Source organism: Novosphingobium sp. HNCC26DJ243, assembly GCF_057180545.1.
Genome location: NZ_JBXUGN010000007.1, coordinates 69,405 through 88,820 on the forward strand (window position 1 = coordinate 69,405; position 19,416 = coordinate 88,820).

The 19,416-nt window shown below is 62.6% G+C and carries 23 protein-coding genes; 5 read left to right on the top strand and 18 right to left on the bottom strand.

Annotated elements, in window-relative coordinates:
• Nucleotides 1-10: 10 nt before the first annotated feature.
• Nucleotides 11-283, bottom strand: coding sequence for a hypothetical protein (locus tag AC2A04_RS16625; protein ID WP_484213481.1), 273 nt, complete (start codon nucleotides 281-283; stop codon nucleotides 11-13).
• Nucleotides 284-309: 26 nt separating this feature from the next.
• Here AC2A04_RS16625 and AC2A04_RS16630 point away from each other — a divergent pair, with 26 nt between their 5' ends.
• Complete coding sequence (locus AC2A04_RS16630) at nucleotides 310-981, top strand: SDR family NAD(P)-dependent oxidoreductase (protein WP_484213576.1); 672 nt, start codon at nucleotides 310-312, stop codon at nucleotides 979-981.
• A gap of 333 nt (nucleotides 982-1,314) precedes the next feature.
• Here the strand turns inward: AC2A04_RS16630 and AC2A04_RS16635 are convergent, their stop codons facing one another.
• From AC2A04_RS16635 to AC2A04_RS16645, 3 genes are all read right to left on the bottom strand, one after another.
• Nucleotides 1,315-2,508, bottom strand: a complete 1,194-nt coding sequence (locus AC2A04_RS16635) for an IS91 family transposase (protein ID WP_484213482.1) — start codon at nucleotides 2,506-2,508, stop codon at nucleotides 1,315-1,317.
• A gap of 4 nt (nucleotides 2,509-2,512) precedes the next feature.
• On the bottom strand, nucleotides 2,513-3,067 hold the full coding sequence (locus AC2A04_RS16640) for a tyrosine-type recombinase/integrase (RefSeq protein WP_484213483.1): 555 nt from the start codon (nucleotides 3,065-3,067) through the stop codon (nucleotides 2,513-2,515).
• A gap of 155 nt (nucleotides 3,068-3,222) precedes the next feature.
• Nucleotides 3,223-3,867: an FCD domain-containing protein gene (locus AC2A04_RS16645; RefSeq protein ID WP_484213484.1), complete on the bottom strand. Its 645-nt coding sequence runs from the start codon at nucleotides 3,865-3,867 to the stop codon at nucleotides 3,223-3,225.
• A gap of 226 nt (nucleotides 3,868-4,093) precedes the next feature.
• Here AC2A04_RS16645 and AC2A04_RS16650 point away from each other — a divergent pair, with 226 nt between their 5' ends.
• A complete protein-coding gene (locus AC2A04_RS16650; protein WP_484213485.1) occupies nucleotides 4,094-4,864 on the top strand; it encodes a GntR family transcriptional regulator in 771 nt (256 codons plus the stop codon).
• Between the two features lies 1 nt (nucleotide 4,865).
• Here the strand turns inward: AC2A04_RS16650 and AC2A04_RS16655 are convergent, their stop codons facing one another.
• The 8 genes from AC2A04_RS16655 to AC2A04_RS16690 all read right to left on the bottom strand — a co-directional run bounded on the left by AC2A04_RS16655 (nucleotide 4,866) and on the right by AC2A04_RS16690 (nucleotide 12,175).
• Nucleotides 4,866-5,054, bottom strand: a complete 189-nt coding sequence (locus tag AC2A04_RS16655) for a hypothetical protein (protein WP_484213486.1) — start codon at nucleotides 5,052-5,054, stop codon at nucleotides 4,866-4,868.
• 252 nt (nucleotides 5,055-5,306) lie between these two features.
• A complete protein-coding gene (locus AC2A04_RS16660) occupies nucleotides 5,307-5,528 on the bottom strand; it encodes a DUF5818 domain-containing protein (RefSeq protein WP_484213487.1) in 222 nt (73 codons plus the stop codon).
• A gap of 201 nt (nucleotides 5,529-5,729) precedes the next feature.
• Entirely contained in the window at nucleotides 5,730-6,074 is a 345-nt protein-coding gene (locus tag AC2A04_RS16665) for a hypothetical protein (protein WP_484213488.1), read from the bottom strand.
• 18 nt (nucleotides 6,075-6,092) lie between these two features.
• The gene (locus AC2A04_RS16670; protein WP_484213489.1) at nucleotides 6,093-6,296 is read right to left on the bottom strand and encodes a hypothetical protein; all 204 of its coding nucleotides are present in this window, start codon (nucleotides 6,294-6,296) and stop codon (nucleotides 6,093-6,095) included.
• Nucleotides 6,297-6,298: 2 nt separating this feature from the next.
• Complete coding sequence (locus tag AC2A04_RS16675; RefSeq protein ID WP_484213490.1) at nucleotides 6,299-6,523, bottom strand: hypothetical protein; 225 nt, start codon at nucleotides 6,521-6,523, stop codon at nucleotides 6,299-6,301.
• On the bottom strand, nucleotides 6,520-9,564 hold the full coding sequence (gene mobF, locus AC2A04_RS16680) for a MobF family relaxase (protein ID WP_484213491.1): 3,045 nt from the start codon (nucleotides 9,562-9,564) through the stop codon (nucleotides 6,520-6,522). Before mobF ends, AC2A04_RS16675 begins: the two co-directional genes overlap by 4 nt.
• Nucleotides 9,565-9,567: 3 nt before the next feature.
• Nucleotides 9,568-11,898 carry a type IV secretion system DNA-binding domain-containing protein gene (locus AC2A04_RS16685; RefSeq protein WP_484213492.1) on the bottom strand — a complete coding sequence of 777 codons (2,331 nt, stop codon included), beginning with the start codon at nucleotides 11,896-11,898 and terminating at the stop codon, nucleotides 9,568-9,570.
• Nucleotides 11,885-12,175 carry a ribbon-helix-helix protein, CopG family gene (locus tag AC2A04_RS16690; RefSeq protein WP_484213493.1) on the bottom strand — a complete coding sequence of 97 codons (291 nt, stop codon included), beginning with the start codon at nucleotides 12,173-12,175 and terminating at the stop codon, nucleotides 11,885-11,887. The genes AC2A04_RS16685 and AC2A04_RS16690 overlap by 14 nt, the downstream gene beginning before the upstream one ends.
• 472 nt (nucleotides 12,176-12,647) lie before the next feature.
• Between AC2A04_RS16690 and AC2A04_RS16695 the strand changes: the two genes are divergently transcribed.
• Nucleotides 12,648-12,875: a hypothetical protein gene (locus tag AC2A04_RS16695; RefSeq protein ID WP_484213494.1), complete on the top strand. Its 228-nt coding sequence runs from the start codon at nucleotides 12,648-12,650 to the stop codon at nucleotides 12,873-12,875.
• Between the two features lie 161 nt (nucleotides 12,876-13,036).
• Here AC2A04_RS16695 and AC2A04_RS16700 read toward each other — a convergent pair whose 3' ends face one another.
• Both AC2A04_RS16700 and AC2A04_RS16705 read right to left on the bottom strand, forming a co-directional pair.
• The gene (locus AC2A04_RS16700) at nucleotides 13,037-13,348 is read right to left on the bottom strand and encodes a hypothetical protein (protein ID WP_484213495.1); all 312 of its coding nucleotides are present in this window, start codon (nucleotides 13,346-13,348) and stop codon (nucleotides 13,037-13,039) included.
• 468 nt (nucleotides 13,349-13,816) lie between these two features.
• The gene (locus AC2A04_RS16705) at nucleotides 13,817-14,872 is read right to left on the bottom strand and encodes a DUF2493 domain-containing protein (protein ID WP_484213496.1); all 1,056 of its coding nucleotides are present in this window, start codon (nucleotides 14,870-14,872) and stop codon (nucleotides 13,817-13,819) included.
• 654 nt (nucleotides 14,873-15,526) lie between these two features.
• On the opposite strand from AC2A04_RS16705, the gene AC2A04_RS16710 reads away from it, so the two are divergent.
• Nucleotides 15,527-15,796 carry a hypothetical protein gene (locus AC2A04_RS16710; RefSeq protein WP_484213497.1) on the top strand — a complete coding sequence of 90 codons (270 nt, stop codon included), beginning with the start codon at nucleotides 15,527-15,529 and terminating at the stop codon, nucleotides 15,794-15,796.
• Between the two features lie 180 nt (nucleotides 15,797-15,976).
• On the top strand, nucleotides 15,977-16,966 hold the full coding sequence (locus tag AC2A04_RS16715; protein ID WP_484213498.1) for a GSU2403 family nucleotidyltransferase fold protein: 990 nt from the start codon (nucleotides 15,977-15,979) through the stop codon (nucleotides 16,964-16,966).
• Nucleotides 16,967-17,428: 462 nt separating this feature from the next.
• On the opposite strand, the gene AC2A04_RS16720 is transcribed toward AC2A04_RS16715, so the two are convergent.
• The 4 genes from AC2A04_RS16720 to AC2A04_RS16735 all read right to left on the bottom strand — a co-directional run bounded on the left by AC2A04_RS16720 (nucleotide 17,429) and on the right by AC2A04_RS16735 (nucleotide 19,323).
• Complete coding sequence (locus AC2A04_RS16720) at nucleotides 17,429-17,686, bottom strand: helix-turn-helix domain-containing protein (protein ID WP_484213499.1); 258 nt, start codon at nucleotides 17,684-17,686, stop codon at nucleotides 17,429-17,431.
• A 95-nt stretch (nucleotides 17,687-17,781) separates the two neighbouring features.
• Complete coding sequence (locus tag AC2A04_RS16725; protein WP_484213500.1) at nucleotides 17,782-18,681, bottom strand: hypothetical protein; 900 nt, start codon at nucleotides 18,679-18,681, stop codon at nucleotides 17,782-17,784.
• Nucleotides 18,682-18,691: 10 nt separating this feature from the next.
• Nucleotides 18,692-19,081, bottom strand: a complete 390-nt coding sequence (locus AC2A04_RS16730; RefSeq protein ID WP_484213501.1) for a type II toxin-antitoxin system VapC family toxin — start codon at nucleotides 19,079-19,081, stop codon at nucleotides 18,692-18,694.
• Complete coding sequence (locus AC2A04_RS16735; RefSeq protein ID WP_484213502.1) at nucleotides 19,078-19,323, bottom strand: AbrB/MazE/SpoVT family DNA-binding domain-containing protein; 246 nt, start codon at nucleotides 19,321-19,323, stop codon at nucleotides 19,078-19,080. Before AC2A04_RS16735 ends, AC2A04_RS16730 begins: the two co-directional genes overlap by 4 nt.
• Nucleotides 19,324-19,416: the final 93 nt, after the last annotated feature.

Sequence of the window (19,416 nt, forward strand, 5' to 3'; positions counted from 1 at the left end):
GAGCCTTGGCCTAGTAGTCAAAAGCGATCGTCAGTCCGTAAGTACGCGGCGGCTTGACGAAGCCGATGACCGGCGAGCCGAGGAGGGTCGTTGCGACCTGCCCGGATGCGCGGATGGTTTCATTGCCGATATTGCGCACGAAGCCGGTCAGCCGCAACCCGGAGTTGGTGCGGTAGGTGACGAAGGCGTTCTGGGTACTGAAAGCGGGCTGTGACACATAATCGAGGTTGAAGGGCGAGAAATAGACACGGTCCGACCAGTTGCTTTCCCCCCGGATCGTCAACGAACCGCCGGGCACGTTGATGCTATATTGCGGTCTGGGACGGTATGCGCGCGCGCCGGCATGGGCGTATCATCTTCACCACCTCGTCATCGGGTCTGTTCGGCAATTTCGGGCAGGCCAATTATGCCGCCGCGAAGATGGCGCTGGTGGGCCTGATGCAGACGCTTCGCCTGGAAGGGGAGAAATATGGCATCCGCGTCAATTGCCTTTCCCCGTCGGCAGCAACGCGCATGACCGATGGTTTGTATGCTGCGGATGCTTTGCTCCAGCTTGATCCTGCGCGAGTCGCTCCCGCCGTTGTGGCCCTCTCGGCCGACCATGCACCCAACGGCGCGATCCTGTGCGCCGGCGCTGGAAGTTTTGAGAGCGCGAAGATGGTGCTGACGCAAGGGCTGGTCGTGGACGAACCTGATGCCGCTGCCACAATATTGAAAAGTTGGCCCGAAATTGAAGACCGCCTAGGCGCATTCGTGCCGTTTCATGGGCCTGACCAATTCAGCCATGAGATAGCAAGGGCAAGCGCTCAAACTGGCTTCGTTCGCGGGCTGAGCCGCTGTGCAGGCGTCATCTGCGATACCATGTTGGCAGGAATCGGCGGCGAACCATTGCCGCTTCTGCTTGAACGGTGCCCGCCCTTTGTCAAAACGGCGAGGAAATCTCCTCCGGCGGCAATCCGCGAAAGGCTGCTGTGGGCATGAGCGGACGTTCGGGTCCACGCGAAAGAATGGCCGGACCTGTGAAGGGTTTCGGGCGCTTGCGTTCGAAAGCCTCCAGTGCAGGAACCCGCGGGCCCCACGCGCTGGTCTATGGGTAAATGGGCTCTGGGATGGTTCTGGCGGGTAAGCGCTGCCGATCCAGAAGTGCCGCTGCGGGTCCGATCAACCGGATTTCGTAGGGTGCCAGATTGCTGGGGGCGTTGGTTTTGCTGGCCGGTGTGCCCTGCGCCCGGCGCAATTTTGGGAAGGGCATACGCTGGGTCGTGGGCCAGGGCACCATGGGTGTGACCGTCGTGCAGGGTGAGCCATGCCGGATCATGGCGCGTGCGTCCGGACAGGCGGCGCCGGCTGCGGCGGAGCGCGGGGCTGGCACCAGCGGGCGAAGGTCTCGATGATCGTCATGTGCCCGCCGCAGCATGGACATGGCGGGCGATTGTCGGCCGGTTCGTCGGGTTCGGGCTCGGCGACCGGCGCGGCGAGGCACAGCAGCCTGCGGGCGAGCGCCATGGCGTCCTTGTGCGCCGAACTGGCGAGCAGACCGTAATGCCGGATGCGGTGGAAGCCGCGCGGCAGGACGTGGATCAGGAAGCGGCGGATGAACTCGTCCGTCGCCAGCGTCATAACCTGCTGGCGTTCGGCACCGTCGCGACGGTAGTCCTTGTACCGGAACGTCACACCGCCCTCGTCGAAGCCGATCAGCCGCCGGTTTGAGATGGCGACGCGGTGGGTATAGCGGGAGAGATAGGCCAGCACCGCCTGCGGCCCGGCGAAGGGTGGTTTGGCATAGACCACCCAGCGCTTCTTCCGGATCGGCGACAGATACCTCAGGAAGGCCGTGCGTGTCGCGAGGCCCGCCAAGGTGCCGAAGAAGGCCAGCTTGCCGGCGTCGAACAGCGACAATAGGCGAGTAAGGAACAGCCGGCGGAACAACGCACCCAGCACACGCACCGGCAGCAGGAAGGCCGAGCGCGACGAGATCCAGCGCATGCCGTCCAGCGCAATGCCGCCGCCGGGTACGATCATGTGGACATGCGGGTGATGCGTCAGCGCCGATCCCCACGTATGCAGCACAGCGGTGATGCCGACCCGCGCGCCGAGGTGCTTGGGATCGGCGGCGATGGTCAGCATCGTGTCCGCGGCTGCGCGGAACAGCAGGTCGTAGACCACCGCCTTGTTCTGGAAGGCGATGTCGGCAACCTCTGCGGGCACGGTGAACACGACGTGGAAGTAGCCCACCGGCAACAGATCGGCCTCGCGCGCGGCCAGCCAGGTCCGCGCGGCAGCGCCCTGGCACTTGGGACAATGCCGGTTGCGGCAGGAATTATAGGCAATCCGCCATTGCCCGCAGTCGTTGCAGGCCTCGACGTGACCGCCCAGCGCGGCGGTGCGACAATTCTCGATGGCCGTCATGACCTTGAGCTGGCCGAGGCTGAGATGCCCGGCATGGGCAGCGCGATACGCGGGCCCGGCACTCCGCAAGATATCGGCGACCTCGTGGCCGGTGCGCACGGGTTCAACCGGGAGATGCCCTGCCTTCCAACACGGCAACGATCTGGTCGAGCGGGCTGGCTACCGCCCGCATGGTCTTGCTCGAGACCTGAGTGTAGATGCCGGTCGTGTTGATGTTCACGTGTCCCAGCAAGACCTGGATGACGCGGATATCGACACCCTGCTCGAGCAGGTGAGTGGCGAACGAATGCCGCAGTGTATGGGGGCTTACCCGCTTGTGGATCTCGGCGCGCTCAGCCGCCTCCTGCACCACGCGGTGCAACTGGCGAGCCGAGATCGGGTCCGTGCCGCTGCAGCCGGGGAACAGCCATCCATGTGGCAACATCACCCCGCGGCGCTTGCCTTCGCGCCACCATTGACGGAGCAAGTCCAGCAGATGCGATGAGAGCATGGCGTTGCGATCCTTGCGCCCCTTGCCCTGGCCGAGAAAAGCAGCGAAGCGCCGAACGTGGCGGATGTAATCCTTCTGCGTGTGCTCCCCCAGGCCACGCATCTTCATATCCTGCAACATCCGCTGGCGGAGCGAAGTGTTCGGGGCGGCGGTCGTGACAGCATCCATCGTGAGTTCCTTTGCGTTGAAGGAACTCCACGGTCGCAAGGCGGCGCCGCCCTGCCTAAAGCCTAACCAATACTACTCTAAGCCACCCCAAGCGACCCTCCCGCGCAGCGGGTTCGTGCATTGGTCGAATGCTGCCGCCTGACCCGCAATGTCGCTCAATTCTGTCCAAGCCGAACTGCCGTACTAGTGTCTACGGGATAGCTTTCGATCCGCGCCGCCCCTGCTCGGCGGATCTGCATAGCTGCTTCCTCAACATGAAACGACACTGCGGCCCGCGCACGCAGGGTATCCCCCGCCTTCATGTAGGCGACCAGGCGGTCATGCTCGATCAGCGAGCTTCGCGCCTCGTCGAGCTGGAAGTAGTTGGCTCCGGCAATCCAGACCGCAGGCGGGATCGCCTTGGCATAAGTGGCAAGGGCCACCCGGTTGCCGCTGAGGCGGACAAGTTCGAGATGCCATTGGTAATCAAGAAAGGCGCCTTGCAGCAGGTTATCCGCCTGCGTCTCGTAAGATTTGAGCGCCGCGTTGATGTCTTCGAGGTAAGCAAAATCAACCTTGCCCTGCAGTGCAGCCACCTGAGCCGCAGCCAGGGCCTGGATGGATCCGGCAAGCGCCAGATGCTCGACGATGCGCTCAAAGGTCCAGTCGACGATCGTGAAGCGGCCGTGATCGCGGCCAACAAGGCCGAGATCGATGAGCTCTTGCGCGAAGCGCGGCGCATCGCCTTCAGTAAGATCCTGAAAGCCAGGAAGGTGGCCGGGATTATCACAGCGCTGCCGCTTGTGGGGCTCTCTAAGCAAAGCGAAGACAACCTGCGCCGGGCAGGCAATCGTTCGCAGGATTGGCAATTTTGCTTTCGCCACCGATGCCTCAAATTGCTCTCTGAAGACACAATCCGGATAATCCGAACCACCCGGATTCGGAAATCAAATCGATCTTGTGCTAGGATGCCTGCAATGATGCGGCGGGCAAGAACCCGTCTACAAGGGAGGTCGGTTGACCAGAGCGCAGTCTCTTTCTGAACTCATGTTCCTCGAAATCAGGTTCGGGGTCCTGTCCGCGCGCTATTTGCCCGGGCAGGTAATTTCCAAGGCCGACGTGGCCGAAGTCTATGCTTGCCGCCCGGCCGCAGTGGCTGAAGTGCTCAATGCGCTCACCCATGAAGGCTACCTCACCCGCCAGGGGCGGAGCGAATTTGCGGTACGCACCTGGGGCCGTGAAGAGATCGAGGATCTCTTCGAGATGCGCGCCAATTTCGAGGGGCTCGCCGCATACCGAGCGGCAGAACGCGCAACCGCCGCAGAAATATCGATGCTGGGCGCGCTGGCATTGGAGGCCCGCGAACGAGCGCCGGGCGATCCCGACGCGCTTGAACGCGTGGTGCTCGAGAACCTTCGCTTCCATGTTGAAGTGATGCGAATGTCCCGCATTACGCTGATGCCCGATATGGCGCGCATGGTGCTTCCCAACGCGCTTCATCGCCGGATTGTCTGGTCGCAGCGGGCCGACGATGCCGAACAGTCTTTTCGTATGCATCAGAAGATTGCGGCTGCCATTGGCGAACGCTCGGCCTCGATGGCGCGGCTATTGATGCGCGAAGACATTTATTCCTCGCGCGAGAGCGTGCTTGGCGCGCTTGCGGCCCTGGCGGGTGTGGAGGCAGCCGATGTGGCGACGATCGTCCGGTTCGCGCCGACCTTTGAACTGGACGGGAGGGTCTACGGGCAGGGGACGCGTGAAGCTGGCGCGGACGGCAGGGTCATCCCGTTCGGCGTGCCGGCGGGCAATCTCAGCTAGGCTAGGGGGATTGCGCGGCGTCACCGCGCTCGTCCGGCAGGTTTGCCCGGTCGGCTTGTAATTGCTCCAACACGGCGAGCATCATTGCCGACGCCTGATGAAGGCCGGATGCGTTGAGCACGTTCAGGAAGTCCTGGGCATCGGCGGCGATCAGGTCGAGCGTGCTTCGATCGATCAGCAGTCGCCGCATTCGCATCTAGGCGCCCCCGAAGCCCATTATCGCGCAAACGATTGTTCAAACGCAAGAATCTGTCAATATTTCACCATGTTAAATTTGCCGAATATTGCCTCTAAAATGGTGCGAGTTAGGTAGGTGCCCCGAGCGAGAAGACGTTTGACTGCGTGAAAGCAATCTAACCGCACTCTACAGTGCAATACCCGGCTTATCCCTTCGCGTTCAACAAGCTGGCGAGGACGGCCAGACTTTGCTAACCCAATTTCATCACTCACCGGCCAGCGGCGTCCAGAATTCGACATCGATCCTGTCGGGCTGAACGATCTTGCCGCGCACACTCACCTTTCCATCCAGGCGATCAGGCACCGGTTCTTCGCCAAAATGCAGTCGCCAGGCTACGCCGTCGGCATCGCGAAGGATCGGCCCTCGAGGACCTGCCTCGAGCGTTCCCGTGATCGTGTTGGCTGTAAGGCGGGCAGGGTGGTTCATAGGCAAGACTAGGTCGAGGTTGATGGGGGCATTGCCGGGAGCGATTCCAAGCAAGGAAGTCTCTAGCAGGAGACGAGGGAAAATCCCAACGACAGCTTCCTATCAATGCGCACTTCGGGTGTCAGATGCAGAAATGCAAGGAATGCGGCCGGGAAAGCGGCGCGGTCCGGTGGGAGGTGGCCCGAACCGCGCCGCACCCCATCAGGCGTAGATCGCGCGGTCGGTGCACTCAGGGCAGTCGGCCTTGCGCTCTTCGCTGACGGAATGGTGATGGGCCTCGGCGTCCTTCTCGGGGCAGTCCGAGCAAAGGCCGCTGGCTTCATTCTGGGCGGCCGTCGCCCGTTGCTTGGCTTCGCGCTTGCGGGCCTCGAGCGTCTCGCGCAGCTGGCTGAGGCCTTGCCGAACCTGCTCGGACATCACCTGATGATCGGCGGTTCGCTGGGCAGCAACGGGGGCAGTCGGCGCCGAGGGCCGCGCTTCCGAGGCTAGGGCAGGGGTGGCCGCGGCGGCGAGCATGGCTCCTATCAGGCAGAGATATCGCTTCATCTTCAGACTCCTTGGGTTTTAGAAAAAGCCGGTTCGGCGACCGAACGAGAGGTCGGCTTTCGAAGAATCCCCGAGCGCCGACCGGCGCACGCTCAGGGTGACACCCCGCTTTCCGCGGGCGCGGAAATGGAGATCGGTGGGATCGATGTTGTTGCGTTCTGCCCAGTCCTGCGCATCGCGCTCGCTGGCGAAGTCGCCGATTTCCTCTTGCTCATAGGCCATGATCAGTCTCCAGATTGCGGTGCTGGGGGGTGAGGGGGGCCGCCCTTGGCAAGGCAGGCGACGACGCTCGCCGCCAGGGCCACCGCGACCATCGCTGCGATCGCCAAGCCCCGCACCGAAGGCTCAGGCAGGACGACGACGAGGACCGCGAGCCAGACCAGCGTCGAATGCGCGCGGTCGAACACCCGCGCTGCGGCCTCGGCCGAAACGGTGAGCCGCGCCCTCACAAATCGAGCCCCAGCGATTTTTCAGGGACGGGGAGCTGGCGCACCGGCGCTTGGGGCGCAGGCCCCAGTACTGCATCGAGCTTGGCCTTGAGCTCCGGGCTCATGCGGAGTTCGGGGACCTGCCGACTATCGATCGGATTGGAATGGCGCGGCTCGACCTCGACCTTGCCGGTCACTTCAAGCGCGGACGTCTTGTTGCCGGGGGTGCGGTCAAGCTGCTGCTTAAGGGAATCGAGGTTGTTGGTAACGACCACCATGTCGTCGGTCGCGCGCGTATTGAGGACGTTCTGGGTCCGCTGGGTCGCAAGATTGCGCTGCGCGGACGAGATCACCTCGATCGCCTCCGGCTTGGTCATCCCCTGCGCCATATGGGCATTGAGCGCATAGCCGAGGTCGAGGCGGCGCAGCATCGGGTCGCCGGGCGCGAGGACCAGTTGCCGCTTGTCGGCGAGTTCGACACGGATTCCTTCGGCGCGTGCTTCGAGCACCGTGGCATAGGTCGATTTGGCAATGTCGCGGTCTGCGTCCTTGTCGCGCCAGAACACTCTCTCGCCGTCATGTATCCTGATCTGCTTTTGCTCGTAGAGCCCGAGCCGGTCGAAGCGGTGGTCGGGGTCGATGCGGCCCGGATCGATGACCTTTCGCTTGCCATCGCGCTCGAGCACGACCTTGCCGTCCTTGCGCACCTCGCTGACCTCATACTCGCCGCGCCTGAGGCCAATCTCGCGCACATCCATCCGCGCCTCGAGCACCTGGCCGACCCGGTAGGTCGAGGCAAAACGCAGTTCTTCGCGGGTAGCGTTGGCGCTCTGCAGGGTGGAAAGCGCAACGCCGGCGCCGGTGAGCGTGCCTTCCTTGAGCAGCCCCGACTGGACCCGCGCGTTGATCTCGGCGCGGTCGTCCCGCCCGGCGGTGAAGATCGCGGTCGCCTCACGCTTTTCTGGTGACAACGACAGCCATAACTCGGCGGCGCGGGCGACGTGGTCGGGACCCGCTTCGATGACCCGGCCGTGCGCAGCGAGGAGTTCGAGCGCGAGTCCGGCATGGCCCTCGTTCGAGAGCCCGGCGACAGCGAGAAGCAGCGGGGAGTTCTTCTGCCGGATGTTCTCGTCCATCCGCACAGTCGCCTGGCCTGAAGCCTGCGAGACCGCGAACATCTTGCCTTGCTCGATCGCCGACAACTGCTGGCGGTCACCCATGAACGGCGCCTTGGCCACTTCAAGTTGTTCGGCGAGCGTGGTCAGGCGTAGCATATCACGCGAGGAGACCATGGAGCTCTCGTCAGTGATGATGACGGTATTGGCTAAGGCCGCCTTGGCCGCCTCGAACCGTTCGCCGGAACCGGCTGCCGCAGCCGAAGCATAGGTGCTGAGGAACTTCGCGATCGTATAGGCCTCGATCCCCGCCTCGCGCATCTGCTCGGCCGACATGCCCTGGCCGCCCCCGCCGCGCAGGTCGGCAACCATCTTGTTCTGAAAGGCGAGCCCGACGAGCTTGACGCCTTCATCGCCGAGCACCTTGCCCACCGCGCCGAGCAGCGTCGACTTGCCCGCACCGGCGACGCCCTGGACATTGAGGAAGCGATCGGTGCCCGAAAGGATCGCGACGCCTGCGGCCAATTGGCCCTCGTTGAGCTGCCAGGTATCGACCCCGGCGCGGCTCTGGCCGAGTTCGCGCGCCGCGTCCTGTAGCCGCGCCATGGCAATTTCGGGCGGCATGAACGCGCGGCCCTGTCCGCTGCCGGCATCGATCCGCTCAAGAATCTGCTGCTCCATGGCGAGCGCCGCCGGCGTGGTCACCAAATCGAAGTGGCCATCGAGCCGCTCCGACTTGCCGGGAATCAAATGGCCTTCGCGCATGAGTTCGCCGATCCGCTCGACTACCGCGCTGCCCTCGAGACCTTTGATCTGAAAGCCCAAGGCAGCGCTGAGGATCGCCTGGGGCGAGAACGCCGCTTCGCGCTCGGACAAATGGCGGATGGCGGATGCTGTGGCGTGCTGCGCCTTGATCGTATCCGCAGGCAGGAACAGGGCTGCCGCGCCACTCACCGCCAGCGGGCTCGGCGTGCGCAGCGCCGCGCCGATCCGGGTGGAGATTTCGCCGAGTGCGGCGGTTGCGGTTTCGCGGAACGTTGGGCGCGCCTGTACCTCGGCGCGCGCCCTGGCTTCGGCGATGAGCGCCGTACCGTCGAACCCTAGCTTCGCCGAGCGATCCTGCCATGTCTCGACCAGCGCCGCGCGGTCCTCGATCGTGAGCTTGGGGTCGCGGGTGCTAACCGTCACGCGGTCCTGCCCCTGGGGCGATGCAATGCCCAGTTCCGCGACCTTGGTCAGGATGTCCTCGCGGCGCTGGCTGAACTCCTTGATGACCTCGCTCGGCACGCCCTTGATCTCGAACGAGCCGTGCTTCCCGGCCGCCTCGGTCTCGTAGCCGAGCTTCTGCAACTGAGCGCGGAAGGCGGCATGGTAGAACTGGCCGATCGTGGTGTTGTTCTTCCAGATCTCGCCGTTCCAGAGCGCCTTCCAGGTGCCTCTGGGATCGCGGGTCAGGTTGGCGACCACGGCATGGATGTGCCCTTGCGGATCGAGCGCGCGGCTCGTGTCATGGGCGAAGAGCGCATAGACGAGGTTGCCCGTCTTCTGCGGCTCGCCGCTGCGGGAGCGGTCGTAGTTGCGGCTTTCGGCGAACTGCTTCTCGACAAGCTGCGACATGGTCGATTTGACGGCGGCGAGGTGCGCATCAAGGATGCGTTTGTCGCCGCTCACCAGCGCCAAAATCGAGGCCGACTTGGGCATCGAGAAGGTGAGATCGAGACCCAGGCGTCGCCCCTCGACCTGACCCACCATTTCGCCATCGGGCAGGCGCCCATTGAGGATGTCCTCGAACTGATCCCGCTCGACTTGACCCTCAAGTCCGAGTGCGCGCGCCCCTTCGCCGCCCCAGACCCCGGCTTCCGCGTTTTCATCGGCCGTGTAGTAATTGTCGTTCGCGAAATAATCGGCGGCGCCGCTCGACGACCTGACGGATGCGATGGAGTGCATGGCCTAGATTTCCCATCCGTCATCGGGGGTGGGGGCGTCGAGTTCAGGCTCTCGCGACCGCTCCTTCTCGTTTTCCGCTGTGGCTTCGCGGTCGATCGCTTCGGTGAGTTCCCGCGAAACTTGCGAGGACCGCTGAGCGGGCACCTTAGCGGGAGCACTGCGGGGCGACTTGGATGCGGTTTCGGGCTCACCGGCGCGCGCAGCCGCCGCGCTCTTCACGATCTCGGCGCTGGCGATCATCGAGCGGCCAAGGCTAGGCTGCGGCCCTGCCGTCGGCTCGGTTTGCGCGGCTGCGACGTACAGTTCTCCCTCTCGGGGTGCAGGGTGCGGTTTGGCCGGTTCGTCGTCGACCTCGGGTGCGGGGGCGAGTTCTAGTTCGTCCTTGGTTTCGCGCCCGCCGGCTTCACCTTCCGCGTCATCATCGGCATCGCGCACGAACTCGATCGGCTCGACATGGGCGCGCAGGACATAGCCTTCGGCGACCTTGGGATAGTCCTTGTAGGTAAGCTTGATCCGGGCGGCATCGAAGCCTTCGGGGAAAACGAGGAAGCCGCGCAGCGAAGGCAGTTTCATGATGTCGTCGGGCAGCACCAGCGGCTGCACTTCGGAGCGCGGGGTGATCGTCGCGGCGTCGCGGATGTTGGAATAGCCGTAACTGTAGGCCTCATCCATCATCCGAACTTCACGGTGCCCGATATAGTCCGAGCAGTGCTCGGCAGTGTCGCGGTCGGCCGCCGCCAGAACCAACTTGGTCCGCGCGAGTGAGGCGAGGTTCTGAGCCCCTTCTTTGCCATAGGTCTCGGCCAGCTTGGCAAAGGAATGGATGCCAAGCACGAAAGCGCCGCCGAAGCCCCGCGCGGTCTGCAGGCCATCCTCGATCGCGGGGAGGCGGTGCAGGGCATGGACCTCGTCGAAGAAGAACCATGTGCGAAGGTCTCGGGTGCGCGGCAGTCGCATCAGGGTGTGGACCGCGAGGTTCATCCAGAGCGACAGCAGCGCCCGGTTCAGCACCAATTCGTTGTGCGAGGAGGTGATGAACAGGATCGAACCCGGCTTGTTCTCCGCGCGAATCCAGTCGGAGATCGAGAACGCCTCCTTGCCTTCGGGCAGGAACCGTAGGGCCTGGGCATTGGTGTTGAAGACGGCGCGGATCGATTCAGCCATCTTGGCCGCCTCGGGCGCGGTCAGCGGATCGGCGACGGTGTGCTCGAGGAGTTTGTGGACTTCCTTGAGGTCGGCCATCATCAGCCGGCTCGCGAGTGCCTGATTGGTGGCCTCGCCAAGCTTGATCAGCTTGATACAGGTCTCGACGAACAGCGTGCGCGCAGCGAGCATCCAGAAGGGTTCTGCGCCGCCACCGTCGGCGGGAAGCAGGGCAGCGGCGATCCCGGTGAAGTCGGCATGGTTCTTCGCTTCGGCGAACACCGACCAGGACGGGCAGCGCTCGTCCATCGGGTTGAGGATGGTGTCGGTTTCGGGGTTGTAGAATGCCTCGACATAGGCCCCGGTCAGGTCGAACACGACGGCCCGGTCGCGCCGCGCGCGCATCTGCGCGATAAGCGCGCGCATCTGCGTTGTCTTGCCCGTGCCAGTCGAACCGATCATGATGGTGTGGGCCTGCTCGGTGCGCCAGGGGAAGGGCACGCCCGCGATCGAATAGACGTGGTGGATGCCGGCTTGCTTGCGCTGCGCGAGGCTCATTTTCATGACGTCGTCGAAGGTCTTGCCAGGCAGTCTCTCGGCAATCTCTGCTCCCAGCATATCGCGGTTATGGGCGATGATGACGTGGGCAAGTTCACTGGCATCGACCAGCATCGCGCCGCGCTGGTGACGCTCCTCCAGGATCGACTTGCCGCGCCGTTTCGAGAAGTCGACGAACCACACCGCGATCGGCACGGCGACGAACAGCGAAATGAACAGCGAGCCCCGAATGGCGCGCATCAACTTGTTCCAGGCGATGACGACATCGGGGTGGCTTGAGATCATCGAAATAGGCGCCGGGATCACTTCGCCCGAAGGCAGCGTCAGGTTGAGGATCTTGCGCGGATTGAACTCCATGAAGCTCCATCCGGCAGCGTAGATCCGCATCAGGATCATCTGAACCTCTTGGCTCTCGAGGAGCAGCGCGAGGACGATCGAGAGCGCCACGACGAAGGTAAAAAACCACACCAGCAGGGGCATCTTCGCCGAGGCGAACCACATCATGAATTCGTGGGTGATGAGCTGCGAGCCGCGGGTGAAATCGCCGGCATTGCGAGGCATGTTTCCGCGCGCCGAATGGTGCTGCAGCTTGCCCGGCCGCGCCCGGTCGGACCAGGTATCAGGACGCGGCACAGAGCGCCTCCATCCGGCGTTCGGCTTCGGTGATCAGCGCGCTATGGGCATCGGGGTACTGGCGCTGCACGATGAGGTCTGCAACCAGGAACAGATACTCGGCCGAGAACTGGCGGCGCCGGTCTGCCTCGCTGGTGCCCGACATGACGCCCAGGAACTGCTCGAGCGCGATTCGCAGCAAGTTAGATCGGGAGACGTTTTGCGCTGTTGCGGCAGCCTGCGCCGCCTCGACCAGCGGCTGCGGAAGCCGGAGGGTAATCAGAACTGTTTCTGTCATCACCACGCCCTTCGAAAGGGCCTGGTGGAGATTGCGCGAGATGGGTTTTAGGCGATCCGGGAAGCCTTGGCAAGAAAGCCGTTAGGGACCGAATGGCGTATTACATTGTAATACCGCTGAAATCGCGAAATTCCGGGACTTTACCGGCAGGCTACAGCACTGTAATACGATGTATTACCAAATACCCACTCTGTACACACACGCATTTCCGCCATTTTCCCTACGGCCCTGCCGTGTAGGGTGTGCAATCCTTCCCCTTGATCCGATAGCTCGTGTCTGGTGGGTGGTTACTGGTCTTTGATGCGCATGGATTCGGGCCTTGACCACCTGCCTGGAGACCAGCGACTGCCGCTGATTACAGGACGGACCGCACGATTTATTTGGCGGGCTAGTGGCAAAAGGCTTGCCACTGCACTCGCTGGTTGGAATCCTCAGGCCGGGAGGTTTCAGCACCAACCCACGAGGTACAACCATGGCCAGGAAAGGAAGTCTCGAAGCCGAAAGACAGGCAATCGCAAAGGAGCGTCAAGCGCTGGTAGCGCGCGAGGCGAAACTGCGGGATAGCGAGCGGGCGGCAAGCGTCGAGCTGATGCACAAGTCAGTTCTCGGCAAGGCGCCGTTCGAGAGGGTAGAAGCATTTTTCGCCGCTCTCGGAAAGCTCGGTCTGGACGAAGCCGAGAAGCGCCTTCGGGCAAGCTGAAACCGGTCTCGACAGAGGCCAGCGCAGCCGGGGTTCCCAAAGTTACTGCCTGCCTTGCGCAGGCAGTCGAGGGGCCCCGGCTGTGCTTTATTTGGACACGCAAAAAAGGGGGCCGGAGAGCCCCTTGTCGGTGCCCTCCGGCGCTGCGGTCGATGATCATTTCAGAACGGGCAATCCGCGTCCCATTCGGGATCCATCACCACGCTCATGAAGCTTGCGGCGCGGGCGATGTTCGCTTCATCAAAGTCGTCGGCCATCATGCCTGGGACGGAATGGACGATCCGGTCGATCAGGTCCTGGGGCAGGGCGTTGTAGTCGCCTTCGTCGATGGCGAGATAGCAGCCGAACTCGTCCTCGATGACATGCTGGTCGAAGAAGCTGTGCTGGGCCCGGATCGTCGCGGCGCGCACTGCTGCGTCGTAGCTGATGGCGTTGAAAGCCGGGATTTCGAGGGTCTTGGTAAGAGCGTTCATGTGAGCCTCCTGTCAAAGAAATTAAAGAGGTCTCTTGCCCGATGGCCGAGCTTGGCCCGGGTCAGGAACGGGCCGCTCGCGGCCCGCCGCGTGAGCGGGGGTGGGGGAGCCGATTTTTTCGCCTTCTTCAGGCGTAAAAATTGGGGGAACCGCCCTTCTTGACGCGGGCCAATGGCGGCCATCATGCTTGGAAGTCTGCGAGAGTATTTAACACTGTTGGGCAGCACCCCGGTGGTCCCAGGCACGGGTCTCGCCCGCCCGACCGATGCGAAGCCTTCGCAGCGTTCTTGTTTGCCGCATCGCCAGTAGCGATGCTTAGGCGCCAGCAGGCCGTCAGGCCATTACTGGCGGGGGCAAGAAGCGAGCGAGCCGGGCCATGACAGTGTGCGTGCGGGTCGACACAAAAGAAGGGCATCCGGCGGTGAGGCCGGACACCCTTCTGGTTGATGCAATCGGAGCAGGCCCCGCTCAGAATGGCGGGAGGTCATCGCCATTGACGGTGCCACATGCCGTGCGCTTCATCGCAGGCCGCTCAGCTTGCGCTGCTGCTTTGGTCCGCGCCGTCGGAGCCTCGTTCTGGACCGAAGCGTCGCGCACGATGTGGAGAGGAATGCGTGCTTCGCGGAGCCGGTCGGCAAGGTTCGCCTGGATGCCGCCACCGCTGCACACCACCGCCTCGACAGGCTTGAAGGCGAGCATGCGCGCGTTGCGCTGATAGGGCGCCGAAGGTCCCCGCGAGGTATCGGGCTTGCACAGGATCACCGGTACATTGTGGCGCGATGCCCAGGCCGCCGCGATCACGTCCGCGCCCTTGTTCTGGGCGGTCGTTGCAAGCGCCATCGACGGGACCCGGGCATGGATCGCATCGAGATAGTCTTCAACCAGCGCAATGTCAGTGAACTGCTGTCCGCCCGAGAACACCACGACCGGACCCGATGGGGCAAACTGTTCGCGCCGCTGCGCCTTCTGTGCCGCGAGATAGTCGCGTGCTTCGATCATCGAGGCGTTGGTCTTGGACGAGACCCTGGACCCACGCACCGGCGAGAAGGGCCGACCGGTTTCGACAAGGTATATCCGCGCGGCATGGTCGCGCATGCACTCCATCGCATCGCGGCATTCGGCAAGGCTGCGGGCCTGCATGGTGAGGTCCTCAAGGTCGGTCGCGTAGACCTCGCTTGGATCGTATTCGCGCAGCTTTTCCTGCAACCGGTTCGCCATGGAATCCTCTCTGGTGTCGAGGCGTTTGGCGACGACATGGAAGCTGTTGGCCACACCCCATGCGACTTCGGGTCCGAAGTCTTCCATCCGGGTGTCGCGGAACAGGTCGAAGACGGTAGCGAGCATCATCTCGATTGCCGCCTGCGCCACCTCGGGGTCGGGCATTTCCACAGCGCTCGGCTCATGCTCGATCGAGAGCTTGGCCAGTTCGGTCTGCTCCATGAATGCCCGGGCGTAGTCGGGCGTGGCGATTTCGCGCGCATAGTGTTCGGCAAGGTCGGCGAAGTTCGAGAAACGGTCCGTCATGATAACCTCCAAAGCAATAAGTCTCTCATCACGCTGATGAAAGATGCCCATCGGAAGGACGCCGGAGTCAGGCAGTCAGGGACGGCGGCGCGCACGCGCTGCCGCCGCGATGAGCGGGCGTGGGGGGAGCCGATTTTTGCTCGCAAGGCACTAGCCGCAGCAGGCCAAAATCGGGGGGCACCCGCGATCCTTGACGGCCGCCAATCTCCCAGGCGTCATGCTATGGCGATGCTGATTTCGCTCAGCCACCGAGATGAGAGAGAGATTACGGTTTTGCCCCCGAACCCCGTCTGGGCGTTCGGGGTTAACCGCAAAACGCCATGCTCTCTTCGCCCCGCTTGATTGCGGTGGCCGAAGGATGTTGGTGGGTTTTCGCGGGGCGCCCTGGCTGCGTCGTCGTCGGCGCGGCCAGCAACAAATGACGGACCCCTTGCCGGAGCAAGTCAGTCGGCCCGTGGCCCGGTGCATCGCACGGGCGCGGGACGGCGACGGTGCCGGAGGCAAGAGTGCCGGCGGCCCAATGCAGGGAACGCCGCACCCGCAGGAGCGCGCCTGCAGGGCGTGCGGGACCGAGTGCGCCATTCTTGACAGGGCCGCTCAATCTGAAATGGCTCCCGTAGGCAGCAAATTGCATCGCTGGAGGGAAGTACCGCCATGGAATTCGACGACCAGATGCGGCGCTTCTTCGGCACCGATGATCTCGGAGCGGTTTCGTCCGAAGGCATGGCCAGCGGGATCGAGCGCATGCTGGTCGAGTTCGGTCTCGAGACAGACAAGGGGCGCAGGTTCGCTATGTGGTCGCTGCTCTACATGCTGGGTTCGGCGCCGGACCTCGATGTCGCGTTCAAGGACGCGCGCGACCGCGACGCGGCGCGCACATTCATGGACCTGCTCGATCAGGCCAATGCCAGTGAGGGCATTTGACGGCATCAGGCTGACGCTGATGAACATGGAACATCAACTGCGCCCGCTGGCCGATAAGAGGTTAGGGCGCCAAGCATCTTTACCCTGCAAATCGACGAGTTTTGCGTTTTGCAGGGTAACTCTTGCAATTACGGCATTTACCCTGCATTTTGGTCAAATCCTCCAATTGCAGGGTAATGCATGAACTTCCAACCGTTCTCGGACGAACAAGCGAGGGTGATCGTCAATCTGGACCAGGCTTATCACGTCTGGATGGATGCGCTGCGCACGCTGAACGATATGCCTTACAATATGCGGATCAAGGAGGTTTCTGGGCGAGAGTACCTTTACGAAGTCACCGATCGTCGCGGTAGCATGAAAAGCAAGGGGCCGATCGATCCGGAGAAGCAGGCGGAATTCGACCAGTACAAAACCGAAAAAGCCGAACTGAAAGACCGTCTTGCGCTTTCGAAGGAGACGCTCACGGAACAGGCCAGTCTTTATCGGGCGCTACGTTTGCCCATGCTTCCTGCTGACGCCGGCAAGATTCTGCGCGAGGCCGATCGACTCCGATTTCTTGGGGACCAGGCGATGGTCGTCGGCACCAACGCGCTGATCGCCTACGCGCTCGAAGCCAACGGGTTCATCCGCGATGCGCCGCAAGAAACCATGGATTTCGATATGGCACTGACCGGACTCAATGCCGACGAAGATCGACCCACCTTGTGGAAGGTCCTCAAGGAAACAGACATGACCTACTCGGTGAACACCGAGCGGCCATTTCAGGCACGCAACGCAAAAGCATATGAAGTGGAGATCCTCTCGGCACCGAGCCGGATAGGCGGGCAAATTGCGCAAGACCGCCCGCGACCGATCCCGCTCCCGGAGCAGGAATGGCTTCTGAACGGTCGGCGGGTTGATCGGGTCGTCGGCGTGCGCGATGGCGAAGCGGCGCGCATGGTGGTTCCTGATCCGCGATGGTTTGCCTTGCAGAAACTGTGGATGGCGGAAAAACCGGAACGCGACCCGCAAAAGAAGCCCAAGGATCACAAGCAGGGCACTGCCTTGCTCGACGCCGTTTGGCTGACAATGCGGCACTATCCAATGGACAATACCTTTTTCGAAGAACTGCCCGATGCGTTGAAGCCACATTTTGAGCTTTGGGCGGCGAAAAGACCGCAGCGGAAGTGAGCAGTTAGGTCTTGGGCAACCCGGGATCGCCAATGAGATGTCGGCGAGGGCAGCTGACTGCATCAATCTGCAGGACGGCGCTGGGATATATGTCGTCCTGACAATCGACCCGTCGCGGTACAGGCAGGTTCGCCGCCGTTGAGCGGATTCTTATGTTACAAAACCTCTATCTATGAACGATCTAGTCATAGGTTTTGTAACAGTCGGACAGCCATTCCTGTTAGAAAAATTGGGCGATATTTCTAACAAGAGTGCGCAGTCCTCAAGGATCAGAAACCGTTCAGCAAGACCTGTCGCGAGCCGGCACGGCAAATCGCAAAATCTCGGGCGGACCGGCCGCTAAATCTCATTTTCTCGGGAAATGGGCGTCTTAAAGCACAATTCCTCGGACTGGCCGCTGCGAATGGCGCGGCGATCACAATTTCCCAACGAGCAGCCCGGCGCGCTCGCGGAGCCTCTTGATCATGACCGGCGGCTCGCAGGAGAGACGATCTGGACGTCGCAGCCGAGCGTCGCGATGACCTGAAGCGCTTTGCCGAGTTGCAGCGTGGGCTTACCCGCTTCGAGATCGACAATGAAGCGGACACCAACGCCGCTCACTGCCGCAAGTTCTGCTTGCTTCAAGTTCTGCGCTTTGCGTTCGCGGCGCACGAGGAGACCAAGTGAAGTGCTGTCCATATTACCGAGCGGGAAGTTCGGCTCGATTGTGGCCGATTTCAAGTCATTTATTCCCGCTCGGGAACAAATGCACAGATCTAGGCATCAGTTCATGCAAAAATTCCCGAACGGAAATGTCAAAGCGATGCGAAAGATGATCAGTGCAGAGTCTCTCCGTCGCGATTGCGGAGGGGTTCCTTGTCGCATTGCTGAACCAGCCATGCGATCGCGCCAGGCGTGCGATACCAGTCAATGCCAAGCTCCTGAGCATACCAGGCTGCTTCGCTCTCCTGCCCGGGAGAATAATGGTCGCTGGTGGCGTGCCAGAGCCCCGGATCGGCGAGATATTCGGCGACATGACGGTTCGCCAGCAGCGCGTTCGCCGCCTTGGAGCGAGCTTGCTCGCTATCTCCGATCTCCTTGTACGCGAGCAGCACGCGCGTAAACTCCATGAAAGTCGAGATTTCCTCGCCGTGTTCGTCAAGCAGCAGCTGCGCGGTCTGGTCTTCTTCAGCCCGGATCAACCAGGTCAAAAGAACGTATCTCAAACCCTGATTATCATTCTTGTTCAGTCCGAGCATCTCGCGAAGGTGACTGATTGCCTCCTGCCGCGCGCCACAAAGCCACAAATCTTCGGCCAGCGCATGGCGCGCGCGCATGTAGAGTCTGGTTTCCACAACCAGCCAGAACTCACCCCTGCCTTGGGCAAAGCGGCGCTCGCCAATGGCGAGTTCGCCGGCACAGACAGCGCGCAGGATATATTCCCGGCGGCTCTCATCGGACAGATTGCGCAATTGCGAAAGCTGAAGCCAGGCATCAGCGCAAAGCGGTGAATGGGCTAACGCCCTGCGGGCAAGGGCATTGCGCCGAGACCGGTCTTTTTCTTCCCAGGCATCATAGGCGAGGTCCTGCGCACGCCTTAACTCCTCGGCGCTCGTACCACGACCAGCTGACGACACCAGTTCGCGCATTTCGGCACAATCTGGGAAGCGATTGAGATCAGGGCCTGCTTGCTTCAGAGGTTCGCTTTTGCCTTTCTTGGAAGGTGCTGCCGCCATTCCGCAGGACTCAGCGGATAACGGAAACGGTGACGCCCGCGGCATCGGCGACGGTCCGCCATTGCTTGTCCGCAGTCAGCACGGGCAGGTCATCACGCCGGGCAAGTGCAAGGCAGAACCGGTCGCCGAGCGACAGGCCGGCCTCGGCCGTTACGGCGCGCAAGCGCCCGGCGATCACGGCGAGAGCCTGATCGGCTGCGACCACGGTCATCGGCAAAGGCCTCAGCATTGCATCGACCTGGTCGGCGGGCATACCGGCATGGATGAAGTGGCTGACGACCTCGGCATAGTTGATGCTCGACATCCGCGCGTCTCCGATAGCGTCGGCGACCTTGGCTGCTCCGGGCTCGTCCCGGAGCAGGGCAAGGAGCGCAGAGGCATCGAGCACGACTTCGCTCATTCGCCGGATTCCTCGCGGCGTCGGGCAAGAAAGGCATCGACGGAGGCTTCGGGCTTGCCGCCGGTGAATTTCTTGGCGAGCGCCTGCGCGTGCGCGATAGACTGCGCGACTGTGCGCAGGATAACGCCATCCTCGGTTTCCTCGACCAGCAGCGCACCGCCGCCAGCCAGGCCAAGCCGCTTGCGGATATCGACCGGCAGGCTCATCCGGCCGTTGGGCGTGATCGTCACTTGCACGGTCATGGCATAGCTCCTCACAGATCTGAACGCGGCGCGAGGCGGCGCATTCAGGGCATCAAGCGAGGCTTATGCCATAAAATCAAAAACATGTCACGA

Coding starts and splice junctions, on each gene's coding strand:
- AC2A04_RS16665 (WP_484213488.1), bottom strand. CDS start 6,074: ATGAAGCGATATCTCTGCCTGATAGGAGCCATGCTCGCCGCCGCGGCC.
- AC2A04_RS16660 (WP_484213487.1), bottom strand. CDS start 5,528: ATGAACCACCCTGCCCGCCTTACAGCCAACACGATCACGGGAACGCTC.
- AC2A04_RS16650 (WP_484213485.1), top strand. CDS start 4,094: ATGTTCCTCGAAATCAGGTTCGGGGTCCTGTCCGCGCGCTATTTGCCC.
- AC2A04_RS16710 (WP_484213497.1), top strand. CDS start 15,527: ATGGAATTCGACGACCAGATGCGGCGCTTCTTCGGCACCGATGATCTC.
- AC2A04_RS16715 (WP_484213498.1), top strand. CDS start 15,977: ATGAACTTCCAACCGTTCTCGGACGAACAAGCGAGGGTGATCGTCAAT.
- AC2A04_RS16705 (WP_484213496.1), bottom strand. CDS start 14,872: ATGACGGACCGTTTCTCGAACTTCGCCGACCTTGCCGAACACTATGCG.
- AC2A04_RS16695 (WP_484213494.1), top strand. CDS start 12,648: ATGGCCAGGAAAGGAAGTCTCGAAGCCGAAAGACAGGCAATCGCAAAG.
- AC2A04_RS16730 (WP_484213501.1), bottom strand. CDS start 19,081: ATGAGCGAAGTCGTGCTCGATGCCTCTGCGCTCCTTGCCCTGCTCCGG.
- AC2A04_RS16735 (WP_484213502.1), bottom strand. CDS start 19,323: ATGACCGTGCAAGTGACGATCACGCCCAACGGCCGGATGAGCCTGCCG.
- AC2A04_RS16655 (WP_484213486.1), bottom strand. CDS start 5,054: ATGCGGCGACTGCTGATCGATCGAAGCACGCTCGACCTGATCGCCGCC.
- AC2A04_RS16690 (WP_484213493.1), bottom strand. CDS start 12,175: ATGACAGAAACAGTTCTGATTACCCTCCGGCTTCCGCAGCCGCTGGTC.
- AC2A04_RS16670 (WP_484213489.1), bottom strand. CDS start 6,296: ATGGCCTATGAGCAAGAGGAAATCGGCGACTTCGCCAGCGAGCGCGAT.
- AC2A04_RS16725 (WP_484213500.1), bottom strand. CDS start 18,681: ATGGCGGCAGCACCTTCCAAGAAAGGCAAAAGCGAACCTCTGAAGCAA.
- AC2A04_RS16640 (WP_484213483.1), bottom strand. CDS start 3,067: ATGGATGCTGTCACGACCGCCGCCCCGAACACTTCGCTCCGCCAGCGG.
- AC2A04_RS16700 (WP_484213495.1), bottom strand. CDS start 13,348: ATGAACGCTCTTACCAAGACCCTCGAAATCCCGGCTTTCAACGCCATC.
- mobF (WP_484213491.1), bottom strand. CDS start 9,564: ATGCACTCCATCGCATCCGTCAGGTCGTCGAGCGGCGCCGCCGATTAT.